This is a genomic window from Streptococcus oralis (genome assembly GCF_001983955.1).
Classification (GTDB): Bacteria; Bacillota; Bacilli; order Lactobacillales; family Streptococcaceae; genus Streptococcus; species Streptococcus jiangnanensis.
The window spans coordinates 798,486-820,918 of the sequence record NZ_CP019562.1 but is presented as its reverse complement, the minus strand read 5'-3'; the positions used below and the strand labels follow the sequence as shown (position 1 = coordinate 820,918).

21 protein-coding genes and 1 other annotated feature are annotated in these 22,433 nt (G+C 41.3%); of the genes, 1 reads left to right on the top strand and 20 read right to left on the bottom strand.

Translation table 11 applies throughout. The features are described from left to right. Positions 1-462: 462 nt before the first annotated feature. Entirely contained in the window at positions 463-933 is a 471-nt protein-coding gene (locus BWR56_RS03965; protein ID WP_001043018.1) for an arginine repressor, read from the top strand. 35 nt (positions 934-968) lie between these two features. On the opposite strand, the gene BWR56_RS03960 is transcribed toward BWR56_RS03965, so the two are convergent. The 20 genes from BWR56_RS03960 to pepF form a co-directional block, all read right to left on the bottom strand. Further along, positions 969-1,133 (bottom strand): hypothetical protein, encoded by a 165-nt coding sequence (locus BWR56_RS03960; RefSeq protein ID WP_000502578.1) that lies wholly within the window; start codon positions 1,131-1,133, stop codon positions 969-971. 9 nt (positions 1,134-1,142) lie between these two features. Further along, on the bottom strand, positions 1,143-2,453 hold the full coding sequence (gene obgE, locus BWR56_RS03955; RefSeq protein WP_076984493.1) for a GTPase ObgE: 1,311 nt from the start codon (positions 2,451-2,453) through the stop codon (positions 1,143-1,145). 71 nt (positions 2,454-2,524) lie between these two features. After that, positions 2,525-2,659, bottom strand: a complete 135-nt coding sequence (locus BWR56_RS03950) for a DUF4044 domain-containing protein (RefSeq protein ID WP_000863851.1) — start codon at positions 2,657-2,659, stop codon at positions 2,525-2,527. Positions 2,660-2,688: 29 nt separating this feature from the next. Beyond that, positions 2,689-2,877 carry a PspC domain-containing protein gene (locus tag BWR56_RS03945; protein WP_180364415.1) on the bottom strand — a complete coding sequence of 63 codons (189 nt, stop codon included), beginning with the start codon at positions 2,875-2,877 and terminating at the stop codon, positions 2,689-2,691. Between the two features lie 20 nt (positions 2,878-2,897). Next, complete coding sequence (locus tag BWR56_RS03940; protein WP_001219461.1) at positions 2,898-4,223, bottom strand: glycosyltransferase family 4 protein; 1,326 nt, start codon at positions 4,221-4,223, stop codon at positions 2,898-2,900. Positions 4,224-4,231: 8 nt separating this feature from the next. After that, on the bottom strand, positions 4,232-5,275 hold the full coding sequence (locus BWR56_RS03935; RefSeq protein WP_196769375.1) for a glycosyltransferase family 4 protein: 1,044 nt from the start codon (positions 5,273-5,275) through the stop codon (positions 4,232-4,234). Between the two features lie 113 nt (positions 5,276-5,388). Next, the gene (locus tag BWR56_RS03930; protein WP_000331930.1) at positions 5,389-5,718 is read right to left on the bottom strand and encodes a metal-sulfur cluster assembly factor; all 330 of its coding nucleotides are present in this window, start codon (positions 5,716-5,718) and stop codon (positions 5,389-5,391) included. A gap of 14 nt (positions 5,719-5,732) precedes the next feature. Then, positions 5,733-6,842 (bottom strand): RNA polymerase sigma factor RpoD, encoded by a 1,110-nt coding sequence (gene rpoD, locus BWR56_RS03925; protein ID WP_000201890.1) that lies wholly within the window; start codon positions 6,840-6,842, stop codon positions 5,733-5,735. Between the two features lie 2 nt (positions 6,843-6,844). Next, entirely contained in the window at positions 6,845-8,605 is a 1,761-nt protein-coding gene (gene dnaG, locus BWR56_RS03920; RefSeq protein WP_076984492.1) for a DNA primase, read from the bottom strand. Between the two features lie 196 nt (positions 8,606-8,801). Beyond that, positions 8,802-9,560, bottom strand: a complete 759-nt coding sequence (locus BWR56_RS03915; protein WP_049505730.1) for an ABC transporter ATP-binding protein — start codon at positions 9,558-9,560, stop codon at positions 8,802-8,804. Beyond that, the gene (locus tag BWR56_RS03910) at positions 9,557-10,423 is read right to left on the bottom strand and encodes an ABC transporter permease (RefSeq protein ID WP_000637255.1); all 867 of its coding nucleotides are present in this window, start codon (positions 10,421-10,423) and stop codon (positions 9,557-9,559) included. Before BWR56_RS03910 ends, BWR56_RS03915 begins: the two co-directional genes overlap by 4 nt. 64 nt (positions 10,424-10,487) lie before the next feature. Next, a complete protein-coding gene (trpX, locus tag BWR56_RS03905) occupies positions 10,488-11,483 on the bottom strand; it encodes a tryptophan ABC transporter substrate-binding protein (RefSeq protein ID WP_049505729.1) in 996 nt (331 codons plus the stop codon). Between the two features lie 116 nt (positions 11,484-11,599). Beyond that, positions 11,600-11,815 (bottom strand) — a binding site (T-box leader). A 95-nt stretch (positions 11,816-11,910) separates the two neighbouring features. After that, positions 11,911-14,607 (bottom strand): phosphoenolpyruvate carboxylase, encoded by a 2,697-nt coding sequence (gene ppc / locus BWR56_RS03900; protein ID WP_049505728.1) that lies wholly within the window; start codon positions 14,605-14,607, stop codon positions 11,911-11,913. Positions 14,608-14,630: 23 nt separating this feature from the next. Next, positions 14,631-15,854, bottom strand: coding sequence for a cell division peptidoglycan polymerase FtsW (ftsW, locus tag BWR56_RS03895; RefSeq protein ID WP_000703343.1), 1,224 nt, complete (start codon positions 15,852-15,854; stop codon positions 14,631-14,633). A 188-nt stretch (positions 15,855-16,042) separates the two neighbouring features. Next, positions 16,043-16,984, bottom strand: a complete 942-nt coding sequence (prsA, locus tag BWR56_RS03890; RefSeq protein WP_000728080.1) for a peptidylprolyl isomerase PrsA — start codon at positions 16,982-16,984, stop codon at positions 16,043-16,045. A gap of 189 nt (positions 16,985-17,173) precedes the next feature. Then, positions 17,174-18,925, bottom strand: a complete 1,752-nt coding sequence (locus BWR56_RS03885; RefSeq protein WP_076984491.1) for an LPXTG cell wall anchor domain-containing protein — start codon at positions 18,923-18,925, stop codon at positions 17,174-17,176. A gap of 303 nt (positions 18,926-19,228) precedes the next feature. Continuing rightward, positions 19,229-19,504 carry a hypothetical protein gene (locus tag BWR56_RS10095; protein WP_394355675.1) on the bottom strand — a complete coding sequence of 92 codons (276 nt, stop codon included), beginning with the start codon at positions 19,502-19,504 and terminating at the stop codon, positions 19,229-19,231. 21 nt (positions 19,505-19,525) lie between these two features. Then, a complete protein-coding gene (locus BWR56_RS10090; protein WP_394355674.1) occupies positions 19,526-19,687 on the bottom strand; it encodes a recombinase family protein in 162 nt (53 codons plus the stop codon). 213 nt (positions 19,688-19,900) lie between these two features. Then, positions 19,901-20,614: an O-methyltransferase gene (locus tag BWR56_RS03875; RefSeq protein WP_076984889.1), complete on the bottom strand. Its 714-nt coding sequence runs from the start codon at positions 20,612-20,614 to the stop codon at positions 19,901-19,903. Between the two features lies 1 nt (position 20,615). Further along, positions 20,616-22,418, bottom strand: coding sequence for an oligoendopeptidase F (gene pepF / locus BWR56_RS03870; RefSeq protein WP_049505726.1), 1,803 nt, complete (start codon positions 22,416-22,418; stop codon positions 20,616-20,618). Positions 22,419-22,433: the final 15 nt, after the last annotated feature.

Genomic DNA, 22,433 nt, shown 5'->3' with positions numbered 1-22,433 from the left:
GAACTACCTATAACCAAAGTTTTCCACTTGAACAGTCGAATCAAACATAAACTTTGTATCAAATTCAGTTCATCTAAAAGCATTTTAGAAGCCCCTAGATAGAACTTGGACAAAAGATACTCCCTCTAACCAACATGTGTAACCATTTATCATATACGCTACTAGACCACATGTTGGAAATCTCTGTGAATTACATTTAGAGTGAATTCACAAAACGCCGTGACAAAAAGCTACCCAAATTGAATGATTCACTGTCATTAAAGAACATCAATGTAGATGAACAGATTGCTACCCAGTTTATCTGCACGCAACTAGTGACAAGTTAAAAGAAGGAGAATCCCTCCATCTAGTTCTTTATCTTACTGACTTTAAAATCATCATACGTGACAATACCGCCTACCACCCGACTGACATTTTCGTTTAGTCCACGCTACTGTACCTTGTAAAAGGAGTACTTACTTTATGAACAAATCAGAACACAGACACCAACTTATCCGCGCCCTCGTTTCAAAAAACAAAATCCATACGCAAGCTGAATTACAAGCCTTGTTAGCGGAAAATGATATCCAAGTTACTCAGGCTACCTTATCACGCGATATCAAAACCATGAACCTTTCAAAAGTGCGCGAAGAGGATAATTCTTACTATGTGCTAAATACAGGCTCTATCTCCAAGTGGGAAAAACGTCTTGAAAACTATATGGAAGACGCTCTTGTTATGCTACGTCCTGTGCAACACCAGGTTATTTTGAAAACTTTACCCGGTTTAGCCCAATCATTTGGATCTGTAATTGATTCCTTGGCCTTTCCAGATATCGTTGCAACCCTTTGTGGAGACGATGTCTGCATGATTATCTGTGAAGATGCTACAAAAGCGCAAGCTTGTTTTGAGAGTCTTAAAAAATATGCGCCACCATTTTTCTTTAGTGAATAAAACAAATCCCGTGATTAAAAGATCACGGGAATTTTTTATTTCTTTGACTGTGTTTCTTCTTTCTTTGTACGCGCCAATCGAAGAGCACGTTTAGGATTTAGACGATTAAACAATTCTTCTAGTTTCTTTTCATTCCACACATCTGCTGCAGAAACAAAATTTCCATCTGCATCTCGGAATGATATCGGTTTATCTCCCATATCAATCTCCTAGTCTACAAATTCAAATTCAAATTTACCAATTCGGACCAAGTCACCATCTTTGGCACCACGTGCACGAAGAGCTTCGTCAACCCCCATACCACGAAGCTGACGGGCAAACTTCATGACCGATTCGTCACGGTCAAAGTTGGTCATGTTAAAGAGTTTCATGAGTTTTTCACCAGAAAGTACCCATGTCGCATCATCATCACGACTAATCTCAAAGGCTTTTTCTTCCTCGTCAAAGCCATAGTAAGCCTCTTCTTCCATATCGGATTCATCATAAATCGGGAATTCTGGAGTCTTGTCTAACAACTCGGCTGTCGCGTCCAAAAGAGTCGCCACCCCTTGCTTGGTCAGACCAGAAATTGGGAAGATGGCTGGAAGTTCCTCAAACTCGTCGTAGTTTGCTGCCAACTTTTCCTTGAAAGTTTTCAGATTTTCCTGACTTTCAAGCATATCCATCTTGTTGGCCACAATGATCTGCGGACGTTCCATGAGACGAAGGTTGTAAGATTCTAATTCCTTATTGATAGCAAGGTAATCCTCATAAGGATCACGTCCTTCGCTAGCTGACATATCGATGACATGGAGGATAACTCGTGTACGTTCGATATGACGAAGAAACTGGGTTCCAAGACCAACACCTTGACTGGCCCCTTCAATCAAACCTGGAAGGTCTGCTACTGCAAAAGATTCACCTGACTGCGTACGAACCATCCCTAGATTAGGGACAATCGTCGTAAAGTGGTAAGCACCGATTTTAGGTTTAGCTGAAGTGATGACACTAAGCAAAGTTGACTTTCCGACAGATGGGAAACCGACCAAGCCGACATCCGCTAGAATCTTCAATTCCAGTTGCAACTCACGTTCTTGACCTGGTTCTCCATTCTCAGAGATTTCAGGTGCAGGATTTTTTGGCGTGGCAAAACGGATATTTCCACGACCACCTCGACCGCCATGAGCCACGATAAACTCTTGACCATGCTCAATCAAGTCTGTAATGACTTTACCTGTTTCCGCATCACGTACAGTAGTCCCCTGTGGCACGCGAACACGTAGATCTTCTGCACCACGTCCGTGCATTCCTTTGGTCATTCCTTTTTCACCGGAATCAGCCTTGAAATGACGGTTATAGCGGAAATCCATCAAGGTACGCAAGCCTTCGTCTACCACGAAAACAACGTTACCTCCACGTCCACCATCACCACCCCAAGGACCGCCATTAGGGACATATTTTTCACGGCGAAAAGCAACCATGCCATCGCCACCATTACCAGCCTTGACCTTGATCTTGGCTGTATCTAAAAACATACTCATATTTTCTTCTCACTTTAAAAAGGCTGGGGAGAACCCAGTCATTAGTTATTGTTTCTATCCTCGTAGCTTGCTTAGAATCTACTAAAAGCTCCAAGCGCAGTTGCAAAGATACCAGCAAGGGTTACAAACAACATGATGAGCACGACAACAAGTGTCACCTTTTCAAACAAAGTTTTTTTACGTTTTCCGTTATCTCCAAAAGCCATAACTTCTCCTTTTTCTATATAATTCTAATTTAATATTCTGTAGAAACAGGTGCAATTGCCCACAAAATCAAGTAAGCAAGAACCCCTGCTCCATAACAAAAGGCTAGAACTCCCCAAATCACACGGACAATCGTCGGATCAATATCAAAATAGTGGGCCACTCCTGCGCAAACGCCTCCAATTTTTTGATCTTTCCCGCTTCTCATTAATTTTTTCATTTTTTCTTCCTCTTATTCTATTATTTGAATTCGTCTCTCCAATAATCTCTGATGCTAGACAATTGTTTTCGAGACGCTCTTAAAATACGCTTGGATTCTTTTACTGGGCTTGTAACAGCCTGTTGTGGTAGATAGAGAATCGTTTTTAAGAAGCGCTGAGTGACAGGTTGTCCATCATGTAACTCATGTTCAAAGTTATTTGAGATAATAGCATCAAGGTAAAACTCATGAACTCGTTTCCCAAAATTTTCAGCCGAAATCTCGTACAACTTATCCGCTAACTTTTGTTCAGACATATCAGGAGTAGCAATCAAAGCTTCAAGGATAGCTCCTGCAAGCTCTCGTTCTCCATAGTAGAGGGTCCCAAACATTTTATCATTGATCAGATTTTCAAGATAGGGATTGCCATGAGCAATAACAGGCGTTCCACTGGCTAGACTTTCTAGATAGGTTAAGCCTTGAGTTTCACTCGTAGAGGCTGAAATAAAGAAATCAGCTGCTTTATAGTACAAGGCTGTCTCACTTGGAGCAATCATACCTGTAAAAATCACATGTTTTTGTATGTTTAATTTCCCTGCTTGTTCCTTCAGACTGTCCAAATAAGGTCCGTCTCCAGCAACAACTAACTTCACCTTGTCTTCTTCTTTCAAAACCTGTGCAAAGGCAGCTAAGACTGCTTGGATATTCTTCTCAAAGGAGATACGAGAAAGGCTCAGTAGCATTTTCTCGCCTTCCTGAATACCTAACTTCGAACGAAGTTCTTGCAAGTTTTCCTCTTTGATCTCAGGTCGTTCAAACTTAGCCAGCTCAATTCCAGTTGGGATGACACGCTTTTCAACCTTAACTTTGTATTTCGATAAAAGGTCACGAACAATCTCACTAGGGCAAATTACGCCATCTACATCATGAAGGAAGCCTCGCACCAAATATTTTACCATACTCGGACGAATTAGCATGCCCTTAGCAATGTAATGCACATAGTCTTCATACTGGGTATGGTAGGTATGAATAACTGGAATTTTCAATTCTCTCGCAATCCAAATCCCTAACAAACCAAGAGAAAATTCTGTCTGGGTATGAATAATATCGAGTTGATACTGCTTGGCAATTTCAAGCGCCTTTGTAAAACCTCGGTAGGCAAATCGTCGATCCTTAAATGCAAAGAAAGGGACACTCGGAATGCGAATAATTTGCCAATCCTCGTATCGGTTTACGTCTTTATCAGTCGTTGTAAAGATAAAAACTGCATGCCCCTGCTTTTCAAGCTCAGTTTTCAAAGTCCGAATACTAGTCGCGACCCCGGAAACCTGAGGGAAATAGGTATCTGTAAATAAACCAATTCGCATAAATTACCTCACTTTTTGCCCAAAGCAGCCTGTTCTCGATAAAATTTTAACCAGATTTCCAACAAATGCTCCTCAGAGTACTCTTTGGAGATCTCGCGAGCTTTTTCTTTCAAGTCCTTTAAGACTTCAGGGGCATTCTTGTATTCTAGGATTGCTTCTCTCATCTCGGAAACATCACTTGTAGCACGATAATTCCCATCAAGAATAACCTTATACAAATCCAAATCTCTTAACATAATAGGAGCCTCGCAACTAGCGGCCTCTAAGATAGTCATAGGGAATAATTCATTGTAACTTGGTAGCAAGAATAGATCCGCCATAGCGTAAAGCTCCCGCATCCGTTCGGGTGACACAATTCCAGGGAAAATAAGATTTTTGGGTGGATTGTCCATTATCTTCTTGTAGCGTTCATAACCATCTGTCATCCCACCAAATGAAAAACCACCTGCCCAGATAAAGGTAATTTCTGGCAATTCCTCAGCAAGACGGATAAAATCATCAATTCCTTTACGTTTCTGAACCTGACCCGCACCGATTACGACAAACTGATCTTCCGCAAGATCCATTTCCTTCCGGAGTTGTGCAACCTGTTCAGCTGGTAATGGATGCCATTTTTCTTTGTTTACAAAATTTGGAATATAAGTTACTTTTTCACGCGGAATACCAGCAGCCACTAAATCCTCGATAAACATGGGATTAACCACCACCAAGTGTTCCATTCGGTTGTAAAAAGAAAAAACATAGCGTTTGATAATTCCTTTTAGGAAAAATGGTATCTTCAAACTCCCCTCAAGCGTATCAGGCAAAAAGTGTACATAGCCAATTTTTCTCCCAGAGCGTTTCTTTTGGAAAGTGGATAAATAATAAGGGAAATCAATGGTATGAAAGTGAGTTACATCTGCCTCAACAGGAAGGTTCTCCGTAACAATTAACTGATCTTGGGCATCGCGATGTAGGAGACGTACCAACTCACGGTAGGCTCCTGATACTCCTTGACCAGCCACTTTCTCACTTGAACTTAGCATATTAATACGCAATTTTTCGTTTTCCATACCTTTCATTATACCATTTTATTTCCAGAAAATCAGCAAAAGAAAGAAGAGACCATAGGAAAAAGGATAAATTCACCCTATTTTCCAATCGTCTCTCGCATTATTCTTAGTCTTTATTTAATTCCTAGGGCGATACGCGCGTATCGGCTCATTTTTTCAACTGTCCAAGCTGGATACCAGACCAATTTAACTTCGGTATTAGTTACCTCAGGCACATCTGTCATCGCATCATGTATCTGGTCTGTCAAAAGGTCAGCCAGTGGGCAGCCCATAGTTGTCAAGGTCATATCAATTTCAGTGTGACCTGTTTCACCATCAAAACGAATTTCATAAATCAAACCTAGGTTGACAATATCAATCCCCAACTCAGGGTCGATGACTTCTTCCAAAGCATTTAAAATGCGTGTTTTGATCGTTTCGATTTGCTCTTCTGTATAAGCCATGTTATTCCTCACTCTTAGTCTTCAATAAAATCACGAAGGGGTTTGCTGCGACTTGGTTGACGCAATTTTCTCAAAGCCTTGGCCTCAATCTGACGGATACGCTCACGAGTCACGTTAAAGACTTTACCAACATCTTCAAGAGTACGCATTTTCCCATCGTCCAAACCGAAACGAAGACGCAGAACGTTTTCTTCACGGTCTGTAAGAGTATCCAAGACTTCATCCAACTGCTCACGCAAAACGATTCGAGTTGTGTAGTCTACTGGATTTTCAATCACTTCGTCTTCGATAAAGTCCCCAAGATGGCTGTCGTCCTCTTCACCGATCGGTGTTTCAAGTGATACTGGTTCTTGGGCAATCTTTAGGATTTCACGGACCTTGTCAGGTGTCATATCCATACGCTCAGCGATTTGTTCAGGTGTCGGATCTTGACCCAATTCTTGAAGAAGATTTCGCTGTTCACGGACAAGCTTGTTAATGGTTTCGACCATGTGAACAGGAATACGAATGGTACGAGCCTGATCAGCAATGGCACGAGTAATTGCCTGACGAATCCACCAAGTTGCGTAAGTTGAAAACTTGAATCCTTTAGAGTAGTCAAACTTGTCCACGGCCTTCATCAAGCCCATGTTTCCTTCTTGAATCAAGTCAAGAAACTGCATGCCACGCCCTACGTAGCGCTTCGCAATCGAAACTACCAAACGAAGGTTGGCTTCTGCAAGGCGTTGTTTGGCTTCGATATCACCTGCCTCAACAGCTAGGGCCAATTCTTTTTCCTCTTCGTTAGTCAAGAGAGGAACAACCCCGATTTCCTTCAAATACATACGGACTGGGTCATTAACCTTGGCTGAAGTTGAGCCAATCAAGTCCTCATCACTGAGTTCTGGCTCTTCTTCTGCACTAAGAACACGCGCGCTTGGATTTCCTTCGTTATCTGTGATAGAAATTCCAGCATCCTGAATCCGTTGCAAAAGGTCTTCAATGCCGTCTGCATCAAGGGCAAACGGAATAACCAGACTTGAATTGATTTCGTCATCTGTTGCTGTTCCTGTTTTTTTGTGGTTACGGATAAAGTCTGCTACTTGCACATCAAATGTCGTTACTTCTTTTTGTTTTGTTGCCATTATTACTCCATTCTTCTCTTTTGGGAAATCAATCGTTGCAATTCTTCCAAGGCTGTGTCTGTATCTCCTACATGACTAGCTTCCTGCACTTTCTTTTTAATTCGTAAGTTGTCCTTGCTGAGGAGGGCACGGTTTCGAGTCGCTTCGACTTCCATTAGCTCTTGAGGCGACATCTCAGCTGGCAAATCCAAGCTAAGCACGTGGTACCAAGCATTTTCAACCTCAGGCGTCTGATGAGAAAGCTCCTCTGAGCCGATTTCTCCCTGCTCACTTAATAATTCGTAAAGAATTTGAAATTCTGGGGTATCAAAGAAAAAATCTTCTCTTAATCGGTAGTCATTTAGAACAACTGGATTCTCAGCCATCCTATAGAGGAGATGAGCCTCTGCTCTCATGACTGCTGTCAGTTGTCGCGTTACAGGTAAACTAATCGCTGCTGGAGGTTGCTCCTCTTTGACTCTTTCCTGCCTTTGGACAATCCGACTTTCATTTACAATCTGCTCCACCTGCTGGTAATCAAAAGAAGGTAGATTATCCGCTAGAATGTGGATGTAGGAATTCTGGGCAGTGATAGACTTTTCCTTGGCGATTAGGGGCGCAATCTTTTCAATGAACTCAATTTGCGCCTGTAAGTTATCACTATTATCAGGCTTGAGCTGGTGTATATAGAACTCTATAGGACTGATCCGAGTCTTGGTTAAAAGGTAAGCCAGGTCTTCAGCAGAATTCTTTTGCAAATACTCATCTGGGTCCATGGCATCAGGTACTCGAACAACCTCAACTGAGAAATCTTTTAATTCTTCCAGAGCTTTGGCTGTCGCTGCCTGCCCTGCCTTGTCGCCATCATAGCTGAGAACAATTTTTTTGGTAAAGCGTTTGAGGTGGTCAACATGCTCCTTGCTCAGCGCTGTCCCCATGGAAGCTACAGCATTTTCTATACCAGCACGGTAGGCCGCGATCACATCCATGAAACCTTCCATCAGATAGAGCTCTGTAATCTTACCTGTTCCCTTTTTTGCCTTGTCCAAATGATACAATTCGTAACTCTTGTTAAAAATTGCAGTCGAGCGACTATTTTTATATTTGGCAGTCTGACTGTCCGTTTCTTGCCAGATACGACCTGAAAATGCAATAACCTGCCCCTTGTCATTAGTCAAAGGAAAGATGATCCGTCCAAAAAAAGTATCATAAAATTGATTACCATCTGACAGATAAAACAAGCCCGAATCCAATAAATCCTTTTCCTCAAACTTGTCAGCCAAACGTTGATAGAGATAAGTTCTCTCTGCTGGAGCTAGTCCAATCTGGAAGTGCTTCAGAACATCGTCTGTCAATCCGCGTTTGTAGAGATAAGCCCTTGCTTCTTCTCCCATCTTTGTCGTCATGAGGATGGCATGGTAAAAACGGGCAGCTTCTTCATGCATATCATATAGAGCTTGATGAGGGGAAGCTTGTTGGGGACGAGACTGAACAGGCATAGCTAGTTGAATACCGACGCGCTCTCCTAAGAGTTGAACGGCTTCCATAAAGGACACGCCTTGGTATTCTTCGATAAACTTAAAGACATCTCCTGAACGACCACAGCCAAAACAGTGATAAAACTGCTTGTCCTCAACTACGTTGAAAGAGGGGGTCTTTTCACCATGAAAAGGACAGAGCCCTAAATAGTTCCGTCCAGCCTTCTGTAAAGAAATCACATCACCTATGACTTCCACAATGTTGGCATTGTTTTTGATTTCTTCAATGACTTGCTTGTCAACCATACACAATACCTCCATCTTATCATAGTTTCACGTAAACTAGTATAGCTTATTTCTGAAAAAAAGTAAACCATTTCATACGCTTTCCGTAATTCTCTTTGCCTTATTTTTCCAGATAGAAAGAGGAGATAAAAAACTCAGAAACACTTCCATGCTTCTAAGTTTCTCTTCTCTATTTTTTGATGATTATTTAACTCATCTATTCAAATAATTGATAGTAGTCTGAAATTTTCATCTTAGCTTTTTCTTCTTTATTGAGGTCTTGGATAATACGACCTTCCTTCATGACAATCAGACGATTGCCATACTTCAGTGCATCTTCCATATGGTGGGTAATCATCAAGGCTGTCAGATGATCCTTACTGACAAAGTCATCTGTTAACTCCATCAAAGCAACACTGGTCTTTGGGTCGAGAGCTGCTGTGTGTTCATCCAACAAGAGCAACTCTGGTCGCTTCAAGGTTGCCATCAAGAGACTCAAGGCCTGACGTTGACCACCTGATAGAAATTCAATAGGAGTGTCCAGATGTTTTTCAAGACCATTTCCAACCTTTTCAATGGTAGTCTGGAACTCTTCTCTATGGCTTGAAAGTCTCCTAGGAAGGAGTCCTCTCTTCTCACCACGAAACTTGGCAATTAAGAGATTTTCCGCCACCGTCATACGGGGAGCCGTCCCCATCTTAGGATCTTGAAAGACACGAGACAAGTACTTAGCCCGCTTTTCAGGTGAAAAATGCGTCACATCCTCGCCCATGATACGGATACTTCCACTTGTTAAAGGTAAGGTACCTGCAATCGTGTTAAAAAGCGTTGACTTCCCTGCTCCATTTCCCCCTAGGATGGTAATGAAATCATGTTCGAAAATTTCAAGAGAAACATCATTCAGAATGATTTTTTCCTCATCAAAGCCATTCGTGATGACTTTGGTAGCATTTTTTAATTCTACAATTGCTGTCATTTGCTAAACTTGACTCCTTTCAGGTATTTGCTTTTGAAGGTTGGAATCATGAGACAAACTGCCAAAATCAAGGCGCTGTACAAACGAAGATAACTTGTATTAAACCCAAGAGCAATCACTCCCCAGACGAGGAACTGATAAGCAATAGACCCCACAACGATGGTCATGAGTCGCTCTGCCAGGGTCAAACTCTTAAACAAAACCTCACCAATAATCAAGCTAGCAAGCCCTACGACAATCACTCCAATTCCTCGAGAAACATCTGCATATCCTTCTTGTTGAGCAATTAAGGCTCCTGCAAGCGCGATAATCCCATTTGAGAGAACCAAGCCCATGAGTTCCATACGCCCCGTATTGATACCAAAGCTACGAGCCATATCGGGATTGTCACCTGTAGCGATGTAGGCCTGACCTAGTTTGGTATCTAGGAAAAAGAGCATGAGACCAATAACAAGAGCTACAAAGATTAATCCAGTCAGGAGTTGGTTAAGATCTGAATCAAAAGGCAAGACATCCTGAATTTGTTTGGTTCCAAGAAGCCCCAGATTGGCACGCCCCATTATCATAAGCATGATGGAATGGCAGGAAGTCATGACTAAAATCCCTGATAAGAGGGTTGGAATTTTTCCTTTGGTATATAAGAGACCTGTCGCCATACCAGCTAGACAACCTGCTCCTACTGCAGCTAAGGTCGCTAAAAATGGATTGACTCCCTGTGTTATCAAGGTTACAGCTACTGCTCCCCCAAGAGGAAAAGAACCTTCAGTAGTCATATCAGGGAAATTCAAAATTCGAAAAGTCATAAAGATTCCCAAACCTAAAATCGCCCAGACCATCCCCTGAGAAATAATGGATACTATCATAATCTTTCACTCATTTCTTTCTTTGTAAAAATGGGAGGAGATGTGTCCAGCTCCTCCTTTATCCTTATTCAATCACTTGTCCTGCTTCTTTTAGAACAGACTCAGGAATGGTGATACCAAGTTCCTGCGCTAGTTTTTTGTTGATAACCGATTTACCAGTTGAGAAGACATTAACTGGAGTATCAGCTGGTTTTTCACCTTTCAAAACTTTGGCAATCATTTTACCAGTAGCCACTCCAAGATCGTGTTGGTCAACTACTACAGATGCTAATCCACCTGCTTCTACCATGGCAGTTGCGCTTGGGTAGATTGGTTTTTTAGCTGTTTGGTCGCTTGATACAACTGTTGGGAAGGCTGATGCGATGGTGTTGTCAATTGGAACCCAGATTGCATCGACCTTGCTTGTCATAACATTAACTGTTGAAGCAATTTCGTTAGTGGAAGGAACAGCAAAGGTTTCGACTTTCAAACCTGCTTTTTCAGCATAAGCCTTGAATTCCTCAACTTGTGATTTTGAGTTATCTTCGCTACTTGAGTAGAGGGCTCCGATTGTTTTGACATCAGGTGTCAAAGCTTTAATCAATTCCACTTGTTGTTCTGCTGGGTTGTGGTCTGATACTCCTGTAATGTTGCCACCTGGTTTTTTCAAATCTTTGACTAAGTTAGCACCGATTGGATCCGTTACAGCCGCCATGATAACAGGTAGATCTTTTGTAGCACTTGCAAGTCCTTGAGCAGCTGGTGTTGCAATCCCAACGACAAGGTCGTTCCCGTTTGCCACCAATTGTTTACTCATGGTTGCAACCTTACTCTGGTCACCTTCAGAGTTCATAAAGTCGATTTTTACCTGGTCGTCCTTATAGCCTTCTTCAGCTAGTCCATCTTGAATTCCTTGATAAATCAAGTCCAAGGATGGGTGACTAACAAATTGAAGAACACCAACCTTAGCAACCTTTTGCTCCACCTTCGCTGCTGGCTTGTTCATAGATGAATAAATCAAGCTAGCCATTACCAATACTGCTAATCCAGCAATAATTCCAATCAATCGTTTATTTTTCATATTCTTTCTCCTTTTAAATCACTTGTATAATGCTCTTTTCAACAAAACAAGCGACGCCATCGTTTAAATTCCATCATCATCCTCCTAATAGAAAAAGTCCTCACACAAAAAACTTGTGTGAGGACGTCAATGCGCGGTGCCACCTCAATTATAGGGACTATCCCTATCGCTCTTTCTCGCTTCACGAGTTGCACTGTAAGGTGTGCTCACCGAATTCTTATGATTTCAAATTCTTTATAACATTCAGCCCAATTTTCATCACTTTCATCTATCTGTTTCCACCAAGCACAGACTCTCTAAAAAACTTCAATGATTACTTTCTGAATGTTTAAATTATATCATTTTTCAATTACTTGTCAAGACTATTTTTAGAATTTTTTAAACAATTCAAAAACTTCCCCTAGAAAAAGAGGAAGTTTAGAAAATATCAACCTGAATTACGCAAACCTGTTGCAATTCCGTTAATGGTTGTATGAATCAATCTTTCTTCGTCTGCCGACAATTCGCCACGACGTTGACGTTTAATCAACTCCAACTGGATGTAGTTAAGGATATTAAAGTAAGGCATACGATAGTTTAGACTGTCTTTTAGGTAAGAGTTTTCTGCCAAGAGTTCGTCATAACCTTCAATAGCTAAAATAACATCCTTGGTCAATTGCCATTCATCTAAAATAGTGTAAAAGATAGCTTGCACTTCTTCATCTTCACAGAGCTTGGCATATTCAAAGGCGATGTTCATGTTAGACTTGGACAAGACCATGTCCACATTGGAAAGTAAAGATTGGAAGAAAGGCCAGTTTTGGTACATATCACGAAGAAACTCGATATTTTTCGGATCTTGATCAATAAACTCTTTAAAGCTGGATCCTACTCCATACCATCCAGGGAACATGACACGACTTTGTGACCATGAGAAGACCCAAGGGATAGCACGCAAACCGCCAATTTCAGTGATGGTCTTACGAGCTGCTGGACGCGAACCGATATTGAAGCTTGAAATAGCCTTGATCGGACTGGATTCAAAGAAGTAGTCATAGAAATGTTCATTTCCAAAGACCAAGTCACGATAGATATCATAACTACGATCCACTACTTGGTCCATAATAGCTTCGTAACGGTTTGATGTGTTGGTATCACTCTTCTTCTTGGTAATCATACGGTTAATGGCTGCAGAAACCAACATCTCAAGGTTGTAATAAGCAGCGTCTTTGTTACCGTATTTGTTTCCAATCACTTCTCCTTGCTCAGTCAGACGGATACGGTCCTTTATAGACTTGAGCGGTTGAGATGTAATGGCTTCATATGTTGGACCACCACCACGACCGACAGTCCCACCACGACCATGGAAGAAAGTGACTTTAACGCCAAATTCATCCCCAATAGCAGTCAGTTGTTGTTGAGCTTTATAGAGGGTCCAACACGATGACAGGTAACCACCGTCCTTGTTACTATCAGAGTAGCCAAGCATGATTTCTTGGTAATTATCTTTTGAAGCAATCCATTTTTTAGCCAAAGGAAGAGAGAAATATCTTCTCATGGTTTCTTCCGAATGGTCTAAGTCCTCGATAGTTTCAAACAGGGGAACAATCTGAACACGGGCTTTTTGAGCATCCACCAAGCCGACTTCCTTGAGCATGATGGCTAGTTCTAGCATGTCGGAGACACTGGTTGCGTGAGAAATGATGGTTTGACGAATGACATTTTCACCCAGTTTATCCTTCAACTTGCGCGCAGCTTTAAAGATAGACAGTTCCTTCTCAAGAAGTTCTGACTTTTCAGCATGAGTTGCTGAGAGGATACGAGGGTCTTCTTCCAACTCTTTTAAGAGGAGAGCGCATTTTTCATCTTCAGAAAGGTCGCTATAGTGGTCGTTGATACCAGCTGATGCTAACAATTCAGCCACACAGGCTTCGTGAACACTAGAATCCTGGCGCATATCGATAGAAGCAAGGTAGAAGCCAAAGATTTCAACAGCTTGCATCAATTCGACAAATTCTCCTGAAATCAGGTATTCCCCTTTATTTTCAAGGAGAGAATCGCGAATCGCCAACAAATCTTGATAGAATTCATCTGCAGTGGCATATCTAGGCTGAAGTTCCTTGTCTTCAATGAGATAAGTCTTGGTTGCCTGCATCTTAGCTTGGATGTCAAAGAGGGCACGACGATAGAGTTCTTTTTCGCGATAAATCGAGTTATCCTGTGACTTAAGAGCCATCTCACGAACCTTGTCGCTGACATCCACAATACTGGTGGAGAGTGAGAATTCACGATAGAGGTTATAAATCTTCTCATCGTAGTAATTCATGATGACTTCACACTGGGTCAAGGCTGATTTGTTGAGGGTTTCTGCAGTTACGAAAGGATTTCCATCACGGTCCCCTCCAATCCACATCCCCATGGTAATCGGTTTTGGATGTTGGAGTTCGATACCTTGTTCCTTAGCTAGTTTCTTATACTCAGCCGTCAAACGCGGAACAGCATTCAGGAAAGAACTTTGGTAGTACTCCATCACGTTGGTGATTTCGTTGGTTACTTTCAATTTCTTCTCACGAATCATGTCCGTTTGCATGATAATCTCAATATAACGACGGAGATCCGTGTGCCATTTTTCTTTGTTAATCAAACCTAGTTTGACATCACGGTACTTACGCAAAAGATTATGGATGTGATTTGTCAAATCCAACATACTCTTACGTTGGACTTGCGTTGGGTGGGCAGTTAAGACAGGAACGACATTTAACTTTTCTAAAATTTCAGCTGCATTTTCTTTTTCAGCTACCATCTTAATCGTTGTAGATAGTTTCCCTAGATAGTCTTGGTCCACATTGTTTTGGTGATTGATTTCATAGGCCAAATCCACATCCTCAGAGATATTAATCAAAAGTGGAAGGATAGAGAAATAGCGTGAAATGTAAATCATTTCTTCATTCGAAAGACTGGTCACTAGATCATTGAGCCCTTGATAATTCTCGCTAGTTGACAATTCCTTCAACTGGATAATCTTTTCAAAGGTTTCTGGCGCCAGCATATTTTTTGTGATATCTTCTAATAGCTCAGTCAGAATCAAGACTTCTTCTTGGACGACTGCTTTATTACTATAGTTTTCTAATTTTTGAAGAGACATATACTTTCCTTTCCATACAATCCTTACAGACTTTCATCGGTTTGATTCTCGTATTCTCTGATAAGTTTGGCACGTTTTTCACTGGCATCGATGTTTAAAACAAGAGCTATGGCTACGGATAAGACTAGGAGACTATTTCCACCTTGTGAAAGGAAGGGGAAGGTTACCCCTGTAGAAGGAATCAACCCTGAAATCCCACCGATATTGACAAAGACCTGAACAAGTATCATCCCTCCGACACCGATAGCAACCATAGAATTAAAAGGATCTTTAGCTCGAATTCCGACTAAGATAATTCTCAAAATCAAGAAGAAGAGTAAAGCCAAAATCATACTGGCTCCTACGAATCCAAACTCTTCGATGACAATCGAAAAGACGAAATCCGTATGGGCTTCTGGCAGATAACCACGCTTCTCGATAGAATTCCCTAGTCCCAGTCCAAACCAGCCACCATTTACCATTGCATAGTAGGAATTTGCGAGCTGGTGCCCTGCACCCGCCAAGTCATTAAAGGGATTAAAGAAGGCACTAAAACGTTTAGCAACGTAACCAAATACAGGAATTTGAGAAAACTTTTCAACCCCAACAAAGCGAATGACAGACAAGACTAACATTGAGCTCCCTGCCAAGAGAGCCAGAATGGTCGAGAACCAACGATAGGCGATCCCACTAACCGTATACATGATGAGCGCCACCAAGACCAAGATGGTCGCATTTCCCAAGTCTGGGAAAATTCCCAAACTACCAATCAGAACCAGCAGAACAAAACGCCAGTCGTTAAAGGCTCGAGGTAGCCACTGATTCTGTGTCAAAACCTGGAAGTCATAAACCGCAATCTCATCTTGTTGTTTTGAAAATCGATGTGCTAGGTACCAGATAATGATAATCTTAAGGTACTCAGCAGGCTGAATCGTTACAGGTCCTACAGAGATCCATCCGTATGCTCCATTGACAGGTGTTCCGACCAGTCGCGCCAGAGCTAAAAGAACCATCTCCACAATCATTACGATAAAGATGAGACGCCCATTTCTTAGGAAACCTAATTTTAATTTATAGATTAAGGCAATCAGAATCAAACTAGCTATCCAGAAGATCCCCTGGTTACGCACCAATTGAAAGGCACTTTTTCCTTCTTCGATCAAGGTTGCACTCGTTGTCGAGTACACCACAATCAGCCCCAAAATCGATAAAAGGAAATAAGGAATCAAAATGGAATAGTTTAGTAGGTGCCTTTTACTAATTTTCATATTTCACCACTCTAATAGGAACAGACGCTTCTGTTCCCAATTCCGTTTTATTTTCTAGTTTTGATTGCTATTATACCACTTTTTCAGAAAGAAAAAAACTCTTATCCTTTAATCCTTCGAATTTTACTCATTTTCTAGTTTCAAGCATAAAAAATACAAACCTCTCTTGAGATTTGTATTTTAAGTTCTTAGTTAGATGAAGAGCTGCTACTTGAGCTTGAGTCACCACCACCGATGTATTGGGTGAAGATGTTTTGGAAGGCTTGGTCTTTGACTTTGATGTTTGCAGCTTGCAATTCTTTACCAATTACTCCTTGAACAAAGGCAGAATCATTTTGTTTTTGAGTCAAGATGATGGTCTTCAATTTTTCTTTGTAATCCTCTATATTAGAAGATTTTTCTGTTTTCTTCGTTACTTTGATGATGTAGAACTGACTGCTGTAGGCTTGTGTTCCAGTAGCTGTAATCACATCAGAAACCCCGTTCACATCCAAAGCAAAAGCTGCTTTCTTGACTTGTTCTGGAAGTTCTGTTGAAGCAGAGTCAAAAGTGATTTCTCCACCATTTTCTTTTGTTTTGTCGTCGTTAGAGTTGTCTTTTGCCAACTGAGCAAAATCTGCACCTTCTGCTTTAGCTTTTTCAAGTACTTCTTTTGCCTTGTCTTCATTATCCAAACGGATGATTTGAGCTGTTACATCTGGTGTGTAAGACTCAAAAGCTTTTTGGTAAGCTTCGTCTGTCAACTCACTCTCAGCAGCCTTCTTAACTGCCAATTCAACCAATTTGCTGGTACGGATTTGAGCTTTACGAGTCTCAGGTGTCATACCTGCACGTTGAAGCACGCTGTTGTAGCTATCGCCGTATTTCTTTTGTTCTTCAGCAACGGCATCATCCACATCTTTATCCGTTACCTCTGATCCATATTGTTGTTCAAATACTTTTTGGATGGTCATATTGAGCAAGACTTGTTGCGCAGTTGGATTGTTCTTTACTTCTTCAAAGAATTGATGCTCTGTAATCACATCGCCCTTCATGCTGATCAAATCTTTTCCTTCAGAACTGTTTGAACAAGCTGCAAGTGTTGCTACTGATAAAAGTGTGATGGCTCCTGCCATAAGTTTTTTCTTCATTTTTACTCCTTTTTCTAAAAACGGTCGAAAATTTCTCTAGACCGACTCAATCATTATACCATATTTTAAAGCAGATAACTTAAATAAGACTAAAAATAGTAGCTTTTAAATTTTAAATGATTCAATTTTTTTCATTCCAAAAAGAACCTGAACAATCGTTCAAGTCCTTTGTTTGTCTTGTATTATTTTTTAGTGACGTCCTTTGTAAGTCAAGCCTGCTAGACCAAGACTTGCAAGGAGGAAACCTGCAAATCCAAGAATTGAATTTTGTTCGCCAGTGTTTGGTAGGGCTTTCGACCCAACTTCAGTCTTGGTATTTAGCGGTGTAGCTTGTGCTTTTGTGGTATCTGCTCCATTGCTATTTTGAGCTGTGGTTGTTGTATTTTCACCACCTACAACAGCAATAGGCATTTGTATGCTACTGTCATTGCGATTTGCAGCAACATTTTTGAATGTCATTGCATAGATACTAAAGTGGTTGGTTTCAAAAGTCACCTTATCTGCATCTTGCTTGAAATCAAGTGCTTGCAAAGCGCCATCTGGGGCAACATAGTAGACATTTTCAACTGGCTTATCAGCAGAAAGGGTCACTAAAACCATGCCATTTGGCTGAATAGCCTTGCCGTTTGCGTCATATAAATGAATGTCATAAGCCTTGTAGCTTTTCGTCTCAAGTGATTTAGCTTTGGTTTCTTCTACCTTGATGTAGCTAACATTTTTGAGCGTTGCCTCTGAGCCACGAACTTGAACACTTCCAGCTTCGTTTGAAAGGACTCGGCTTGTGCTTGGAGTAGCTGGATTTGTAGGAGTTACAGGAGTTGTTGGGACTGTTGGAACAACTGGTGTAACAGGGCTTATAGGCTTCACAGGTGTGGTTGGTGATACAGGAACTATAGGTGTCACGCTTGGCTCTTCAGCTGGTTTCACTGGTTTAGTAGGCTGTGGTTGGTCAGAAGGCTTTTCAATAGGTTTATTACCACTTTGATTAGAACTACCTGACTGGACTTTTTCATATACATAACTAAAATACGGTCCACGGTCTAGGTCATCACCAGCATTATTTCTATAATGAATCACATCTCCAACCTTATAAGAAAGTTCATTTCCATCTGGTCCGGTATTAATAATCTTTTCAAGACGGTAGCCATCTATTTCTACATTTGGGAATGTATAGCTTTCTCCTGCAAGTAGCTCAATATATTTTTGGGGGAATTTATCGTCCAATTCATGATAGCCATCTTCACCAACTTTTGCACCTATTAAAATTGGGTCAATTTTTTGATCATTTGCATGTTCGGTTGCTTTACGGTAAAGATACGAAATATGATAACCATGACTAGATGCACCTGTTGAAGTAGGTGCGTTATCATAGTTTATTGTATCTCCTGGATTCATTCCTAACGTGGACATTCTTTCGAAAACATAACCTGCAATGGTAGGGGGAGCTGGCAAGGTGTAGCTTTCTCCAGGATGCAACTTAATAGTCGTGCTTGGATATTTTTCAGAACTACTATAGTCACGGGCCTCATCAGTCGGAGCATAATGCCATGCCCAACCACCACGGTAAGTAAATATACGGAATCTATATCCAATACGAACTTCCTTAACTTTATTCACATGGTTATTAAATGAGGTATTACTCCCATTCTCTTCTTCACTTGAAGTTTCTACTTCATTTGAGTTCGCATGTCCCTCAGGAGTATCAGATGGTTGAGACTCTGCTGGATTTGTTTCTGGATCAGATTCAGGACTAACTTCTTCTGCCGGTTTAACCTCTTGTTTTTCTGAATCACTTGGTTTAGCATTTTCTACTGGTTTTGAAGCTGTATTTGGCTTTTCTGCCACATTTGTGTCAGCCTGAACTGTAAAAGCTGGCACTGCACCCAACACCGCAACCGCAAAGGTTGCAACACCGAGTTTAACAAGTTTATTCGTTTTCATCATTTCCTCCTTAGGAATGTAGAATTACTTTTTAGGTGGGCAAATACTACAAAATTCTAATTTTTTTGATTTTAGTGTTTCGAAAATACACCTCAACCACTTGAGAGAAAAGGTTTTTGGTGTATCGCGTAACGACCGTTTGGCGAAACATTCAAAATAACAATATGAATATTTCAGAAAATACGAATTTAACAAGGTTTTGAGCCTGTGTTGGATTTGTATTTTTTTGTTTTTTAAGTGTATCGTTTAACAGTCGTTAATCGAAACATATTTACGCCTTCATTGTAGCATTTTGTCTGGTTTTTAGCAAGAAATTTTCGAAACTTTTTTGCGATTATTGGCCACATCGTTGCGTTCCAAGACTTTATAGATGGTTGAGGTCGAAATTCGTTCTGTTTTTGCTATTATTCTGATGCTTGCTACTCCTTCCAAGTACTGCTCAATAATTCTCTCCTCCTTCTTTTTCGAAATTCGCTTAGCACCCAGTTTGACGCCTTTTTCCTTTGCTTTAAGAAGCCCTTCACGAGTACGAAATCGCAAGTTTTCCAACTCACTTTCTGCCACAAATCCTAGAATCATACAAAGTAACCTACCAATGAGCTAGTCAGTTTCCAATTTTTCATGCAAACTGACTAGCTGAATATCCGAATCATTAAATTGTTCAATCAGTTCTAGCAATTTAAACATAGAGCGCGTAAGCCTATCAAGCTTGTAGATGGTGAAAGTGACTTGCGTTCCTTTTTTCGAAAGCGTTTGAGCCAATTTTAGAGCCTTTTCGAGCTCTGAGCGTGCATTGTTTGAACCAGATTCACAACTCTATAAAAAGCTGGTCACAATGCTTGAGAGCTTAGATTTGCACCTCTAAGCCCAAATCTTTCTTATGAGTTGAAACGCGTGTATAGCCGATATTGATGATGTTTTGAGACATAAAAATCCTCCTATTACTTGATACAGGAGGATTGTACTATTTTTTATTTATTCCATTTCTGGCAAGGTTACATTTTCCACATTCTTTCGTAGCATGAGAATGCCATCACCAAGAGGAACTAGAGTTGCTGTTAGACCTGGATTGTCCAAAGTTGCGTCGAAAAGCCTTTGCAAACCACGGTAGATGGTTCGTTGACCACGGCGGACTTCCATGATGTCCTTGGCAACATCTCCTCCTTGGAAAATATCATCCAAGACCACCACTCCACCAACTTCCAAATGTTTAAGGATTTCAGGCAGAAAGACGATGTACTTGGACTTGGCTGAGTCCATAAAGACAAAGTCATAAGTTTCTGTCAGAGTAGATAAAACATCGACTGCATCTCCCTCTAAAAGAGTGATTTGCTGACGACTGTCAAACTGGGCAAAGTTTTCCTTGGCAAAGCCTATCATCTCAGGATTACGGTCAATCGTTGTAATCTTAGCATCTGGCGCATGTTCCGCCATTAAAAGAGCTGAGAAACCGATAGCCGTCCCAATTTCCAAAATGTTCTTGGGCTGTATGGTCTCCATGAGAAATCGAAAATACGCGACCGTTTCATGGGGAATGATGGGAATATTTTCCTTGCGAGCGAAGGTCTCCAATTCTTTCAAAGAACCTGTCACCTGCTTTTGACGCTGGCGCATGAGTTCTACGATTTCTTCCTTGACGACGGGACGTCGCATATTGTGATTGGCATTTTTACTATAAGACTCTACCATCTTAAGCCAATCCCAATTTTTCAACAAGGGCTTCAAACTCGTTCAAGCGACGTTCAAAGACGGCAAAGGCATCGTTAAGATAGTCTTCCTTCTCCATATCCACTCCCGCTTTTCTCATGACATTGAGTGGATAGTCTGACTTACCTGCCTTGAGGTAGTCGATATAGCGGTCACGGTCTTCTTGACTACCATGGACAATCTTCTCAGCCAAGGCTGAAGCAGCTGCAAAACCTGTTGAATATTGATAAACATAGTAGTTATAGTAGAAATGTGGAATTCGTGCCCACTCGTATTGGATCTGAGGATTGTCTTCCTTGCTGAGTCCATAGTACTCCTGGTTCAAGTCAGCGTAGAGCTTATTGAGGAAATCACTTGTCAAGACTTCTCCATTTTGGTCTGCTTGGTGGATGGCATGTTCAAACTCAGCGAATTGAGTTTGACGGAAAACTGTTCCACGGAAACCATCTAGGAAGTTATTGAGGATAGCAAAGCGTGTCGCATCGTCTTCCACTTCTTCCAACAATTTCTCTGTCAAGATATTTTCATTAGTCGTTGAGGCAATCTCAGCCAAGAAGATAGAGTAATCCCCGTAAACATAAGGTTGAGTTTCACGAGTATAGCTTGAGTGCATACTGTGACCTGTTTCATGGACAAGGGTAAAGAGATTGTCTAGATTGTCCTGCCAGTTTAAAAGCATAAAGGCATTGGTATCGTAAGAACCACCAGAGTAGGCACCAGAACGCTTGCCTTGATTTTCATAGACATCAATCCAACGCTCGCTGAAGGCACGTTTGACACGGCTCAAGTAGTCGTCACCTAAAACTGCCAAAGCTTCTTCTGCCTTTTTCAAGGCTTCCTCGTAGGTAAAGCTATAATCTACTGACGAGAGTGGTGTGTAGACATCATACATCTTGAGATCTGAAATTCCCAAGATTTTAGAACGAAGGTTAAGGTAACGATGCAAGAGTGGCAAATGCTTGCGAACTGCTGCTACTAGATTGTCATAGACACTTTCTGGAACAAAATTGGCTGCGAGGGCTGCATGGCGAGCACTCTTATAGTTGCGAACTTTGGCACGGTAGTTTTGCACCTTAACATTTGTCTGCAAGGTCTTGGCATAAGTGTGTTGGAATTGCTCGTAAGTCGCATAAAGGGCTTCATAGGCACCACGACGCACTTCACGGTTTTTAGACTCCATCAAACGGATGTAAGTACCGTGTGAGAGTTGCACTTCCTTGCCTTCGTCATCAAGCACATATGGGAAGCTAATATCCGCATTGTCCAAAATAGCGAAGGTTTCGCTAGCAGCGCCAAAGATTTCTCCTGCTCCAGCAAGCAATTCTTCCTCACGTTGCGAAAGAACATGGTCTTTCTTTTGCAAGAGCTTGTCAAAAAAGTGCTTGTAAACTTGGAGTTTTGGTTGAGCTTCTAGGAAGACCGCATACTGCTCTTCGCTAATCTCCATAAACTCAGGTTCATAGAATGAAAAGGCTTGTTCTAACTGACTGTATAGGGTCATTGCCTTAGCATAGTACTCTTGATACTTGGCTTCACGCGTGTCCTGGTCATTTTTCATATGCGCATAGACATAAAGCTTTTCAACTTGGCGTTCCAAGTCAAGTGAGAATTCTGTAATCTCAAGCAAACTGTCTGCGCTATCCAAGAGATGCCCCTCATACTGGGCTGCTGTTTGTACTTTTTCAGTTAAATCTTTCAAGGCTTCTTCCCAAGCCTGGTCTGTTGGGTAGATTGTCGAAAGATCCCATGTATCTTTTTCATTTATTTCATGTCGTTGTAATACCATAAGATTCCTCCATCC

Excerpts from the sequence above, each read along its gene's own strand:
- BWR56_RS03965 (WP_001043018.1), top strand. The coding sequence starts at position 463 with ATGAACAAATCAGAACACAGACACCAACTTATCCGCGCCCTCGTTTCA.
- BWR56_RS03885 (WP_076984491.1), bottom strand. The coding sequence starts at position 18,925 with ATGAAAACGAATAAACTTGTTAAACTCGGTGTTGCAACCTTTGCGGTT.
- rpoD (WP_000201890.1), bottom strand. The coding sequence starts at position 6,842 with ATGGCAACAAAACAAAAAGAAGTAACGACATTTGATGTGCAAGTAGCA.
- obgE (WP_076984493.1), bottom strand. The coding sequence starts at position 2,453 with ATGAGTATGTTTTTAGATACAGCCAAGATCAAGGTCAAGGCTGGTAAT.
- BWR56_RS03875 (WP_076984889.1), bottom strand. The coding sequence starts at position 20,614 with ATGGTAGAGTCTTATAGTAAAAATGCCAATCACAATATGCGACGTCCC.
- BWR56_RS03915 (WP_049505730.1), bottom strand. The coding sequence starts at position 9,560 with ATGACAGCAATTGTAGAATTAAAAAATGCTACCAAAGTCATCACGAAT.
- BWR56_RS03930 (WP_000331930.1), bottom strand. The coding sequence starts at position 5,718 with ATGGCTTATACAGAAGAGCAAATCGAAACGATCAAAACACGCATTTTA.
- trpX (WP_049505729.1), bottom strand. The coding sequence starts at position 11,483 with ATGAAAAATAAACGATTGATTGGAATTATTGCTGGATTAGCAGTATTG.
- BWR56_RS03945 (WP_180364415.1), bottom strand. The coding sequence starts at position 2,877 with ATGAAAAAATTAATGAGAAGCGGGAAAGATCAAAAAATTGGAGGCGTT.
- pepF (WP_049505726.1), bottom strand. The coding sequence starts at position 22,418 with ATGGTATTACAACGACATGAAATAAATGAAAAAGATACATGGGATCTT.
- ppc (WP_049505728.1), bottom strand. The coding sequence starts at position 14,607 with ATGTCTCTTCAAAAATTAGAAAACTATAGTAATAAAGCAGTCGTCCAA.
- BWR56_RS03940 (WP_001219461.1), bottom strand. The coding sequence starts at position 4,223 with ATGCGAATTGGTTTATTTACAGATACCTATTTCCCTCAGGTTTCCGGG.
- prsA (WP_000728080.1), bottom strand. The coding sequence starts at position 16,984 with ATGAAGAAAAAACTTATGGCAGGAGCCATCACACTTTTATCAGTAGCA.
- BWR56_RS03950 (WP_000863851.1), bottom strand. The coding sequence starts at position 2,659 with ATGGCTTTTGGAGATAACGGAAAACGTAAAAAAACTTTGTTTGAAAAG.
- BWR56_RS10095 (WP_394355675.1), bottom strand. The coding sequence starts at position 19,504 with ATGATTCTAGGATTTGTGGCAGAAAGTGAGTTGGAAAACTTGCGATTT.
- BWR56_RS03910 (WP_000637255.1), bottom strand. The coding sequence starts at position 10,423 with ATGATAGTATCCATTATTTCTCAGGGGATGGTCTGGGCGATTTTAGGT.
- dnaG (WP_076984492.1), bottom strand. The coding sequence starts at position 8,605 with ATGGTTGACAAGCAAGTCATTGAAGAAATCAAAAACAATGCCAACATT.
- ftsW (WP_000703343.1), bottom strand. The coding sequence starts at position 15,854 with ATGAAAATTAGTAAAAGGCACCTACTAAACTATTCCATTTTGATTCCT.
- BWR56_RS03960 (WP_000502578.1), bottom strand. The coding sequence starts at position 1,133 with ATGGGAGATAAACCGATATCATTCCGAGATGCAGATGGAAATTTTGTT.
- BWR56_RS03935 (WP_196769375.1), bottom strand. The coding sequence starts at position 5,275 with ATGGAAAACGAAAAATTGCGTATTAATATGCTAAGTTCAAGTGAGAAA.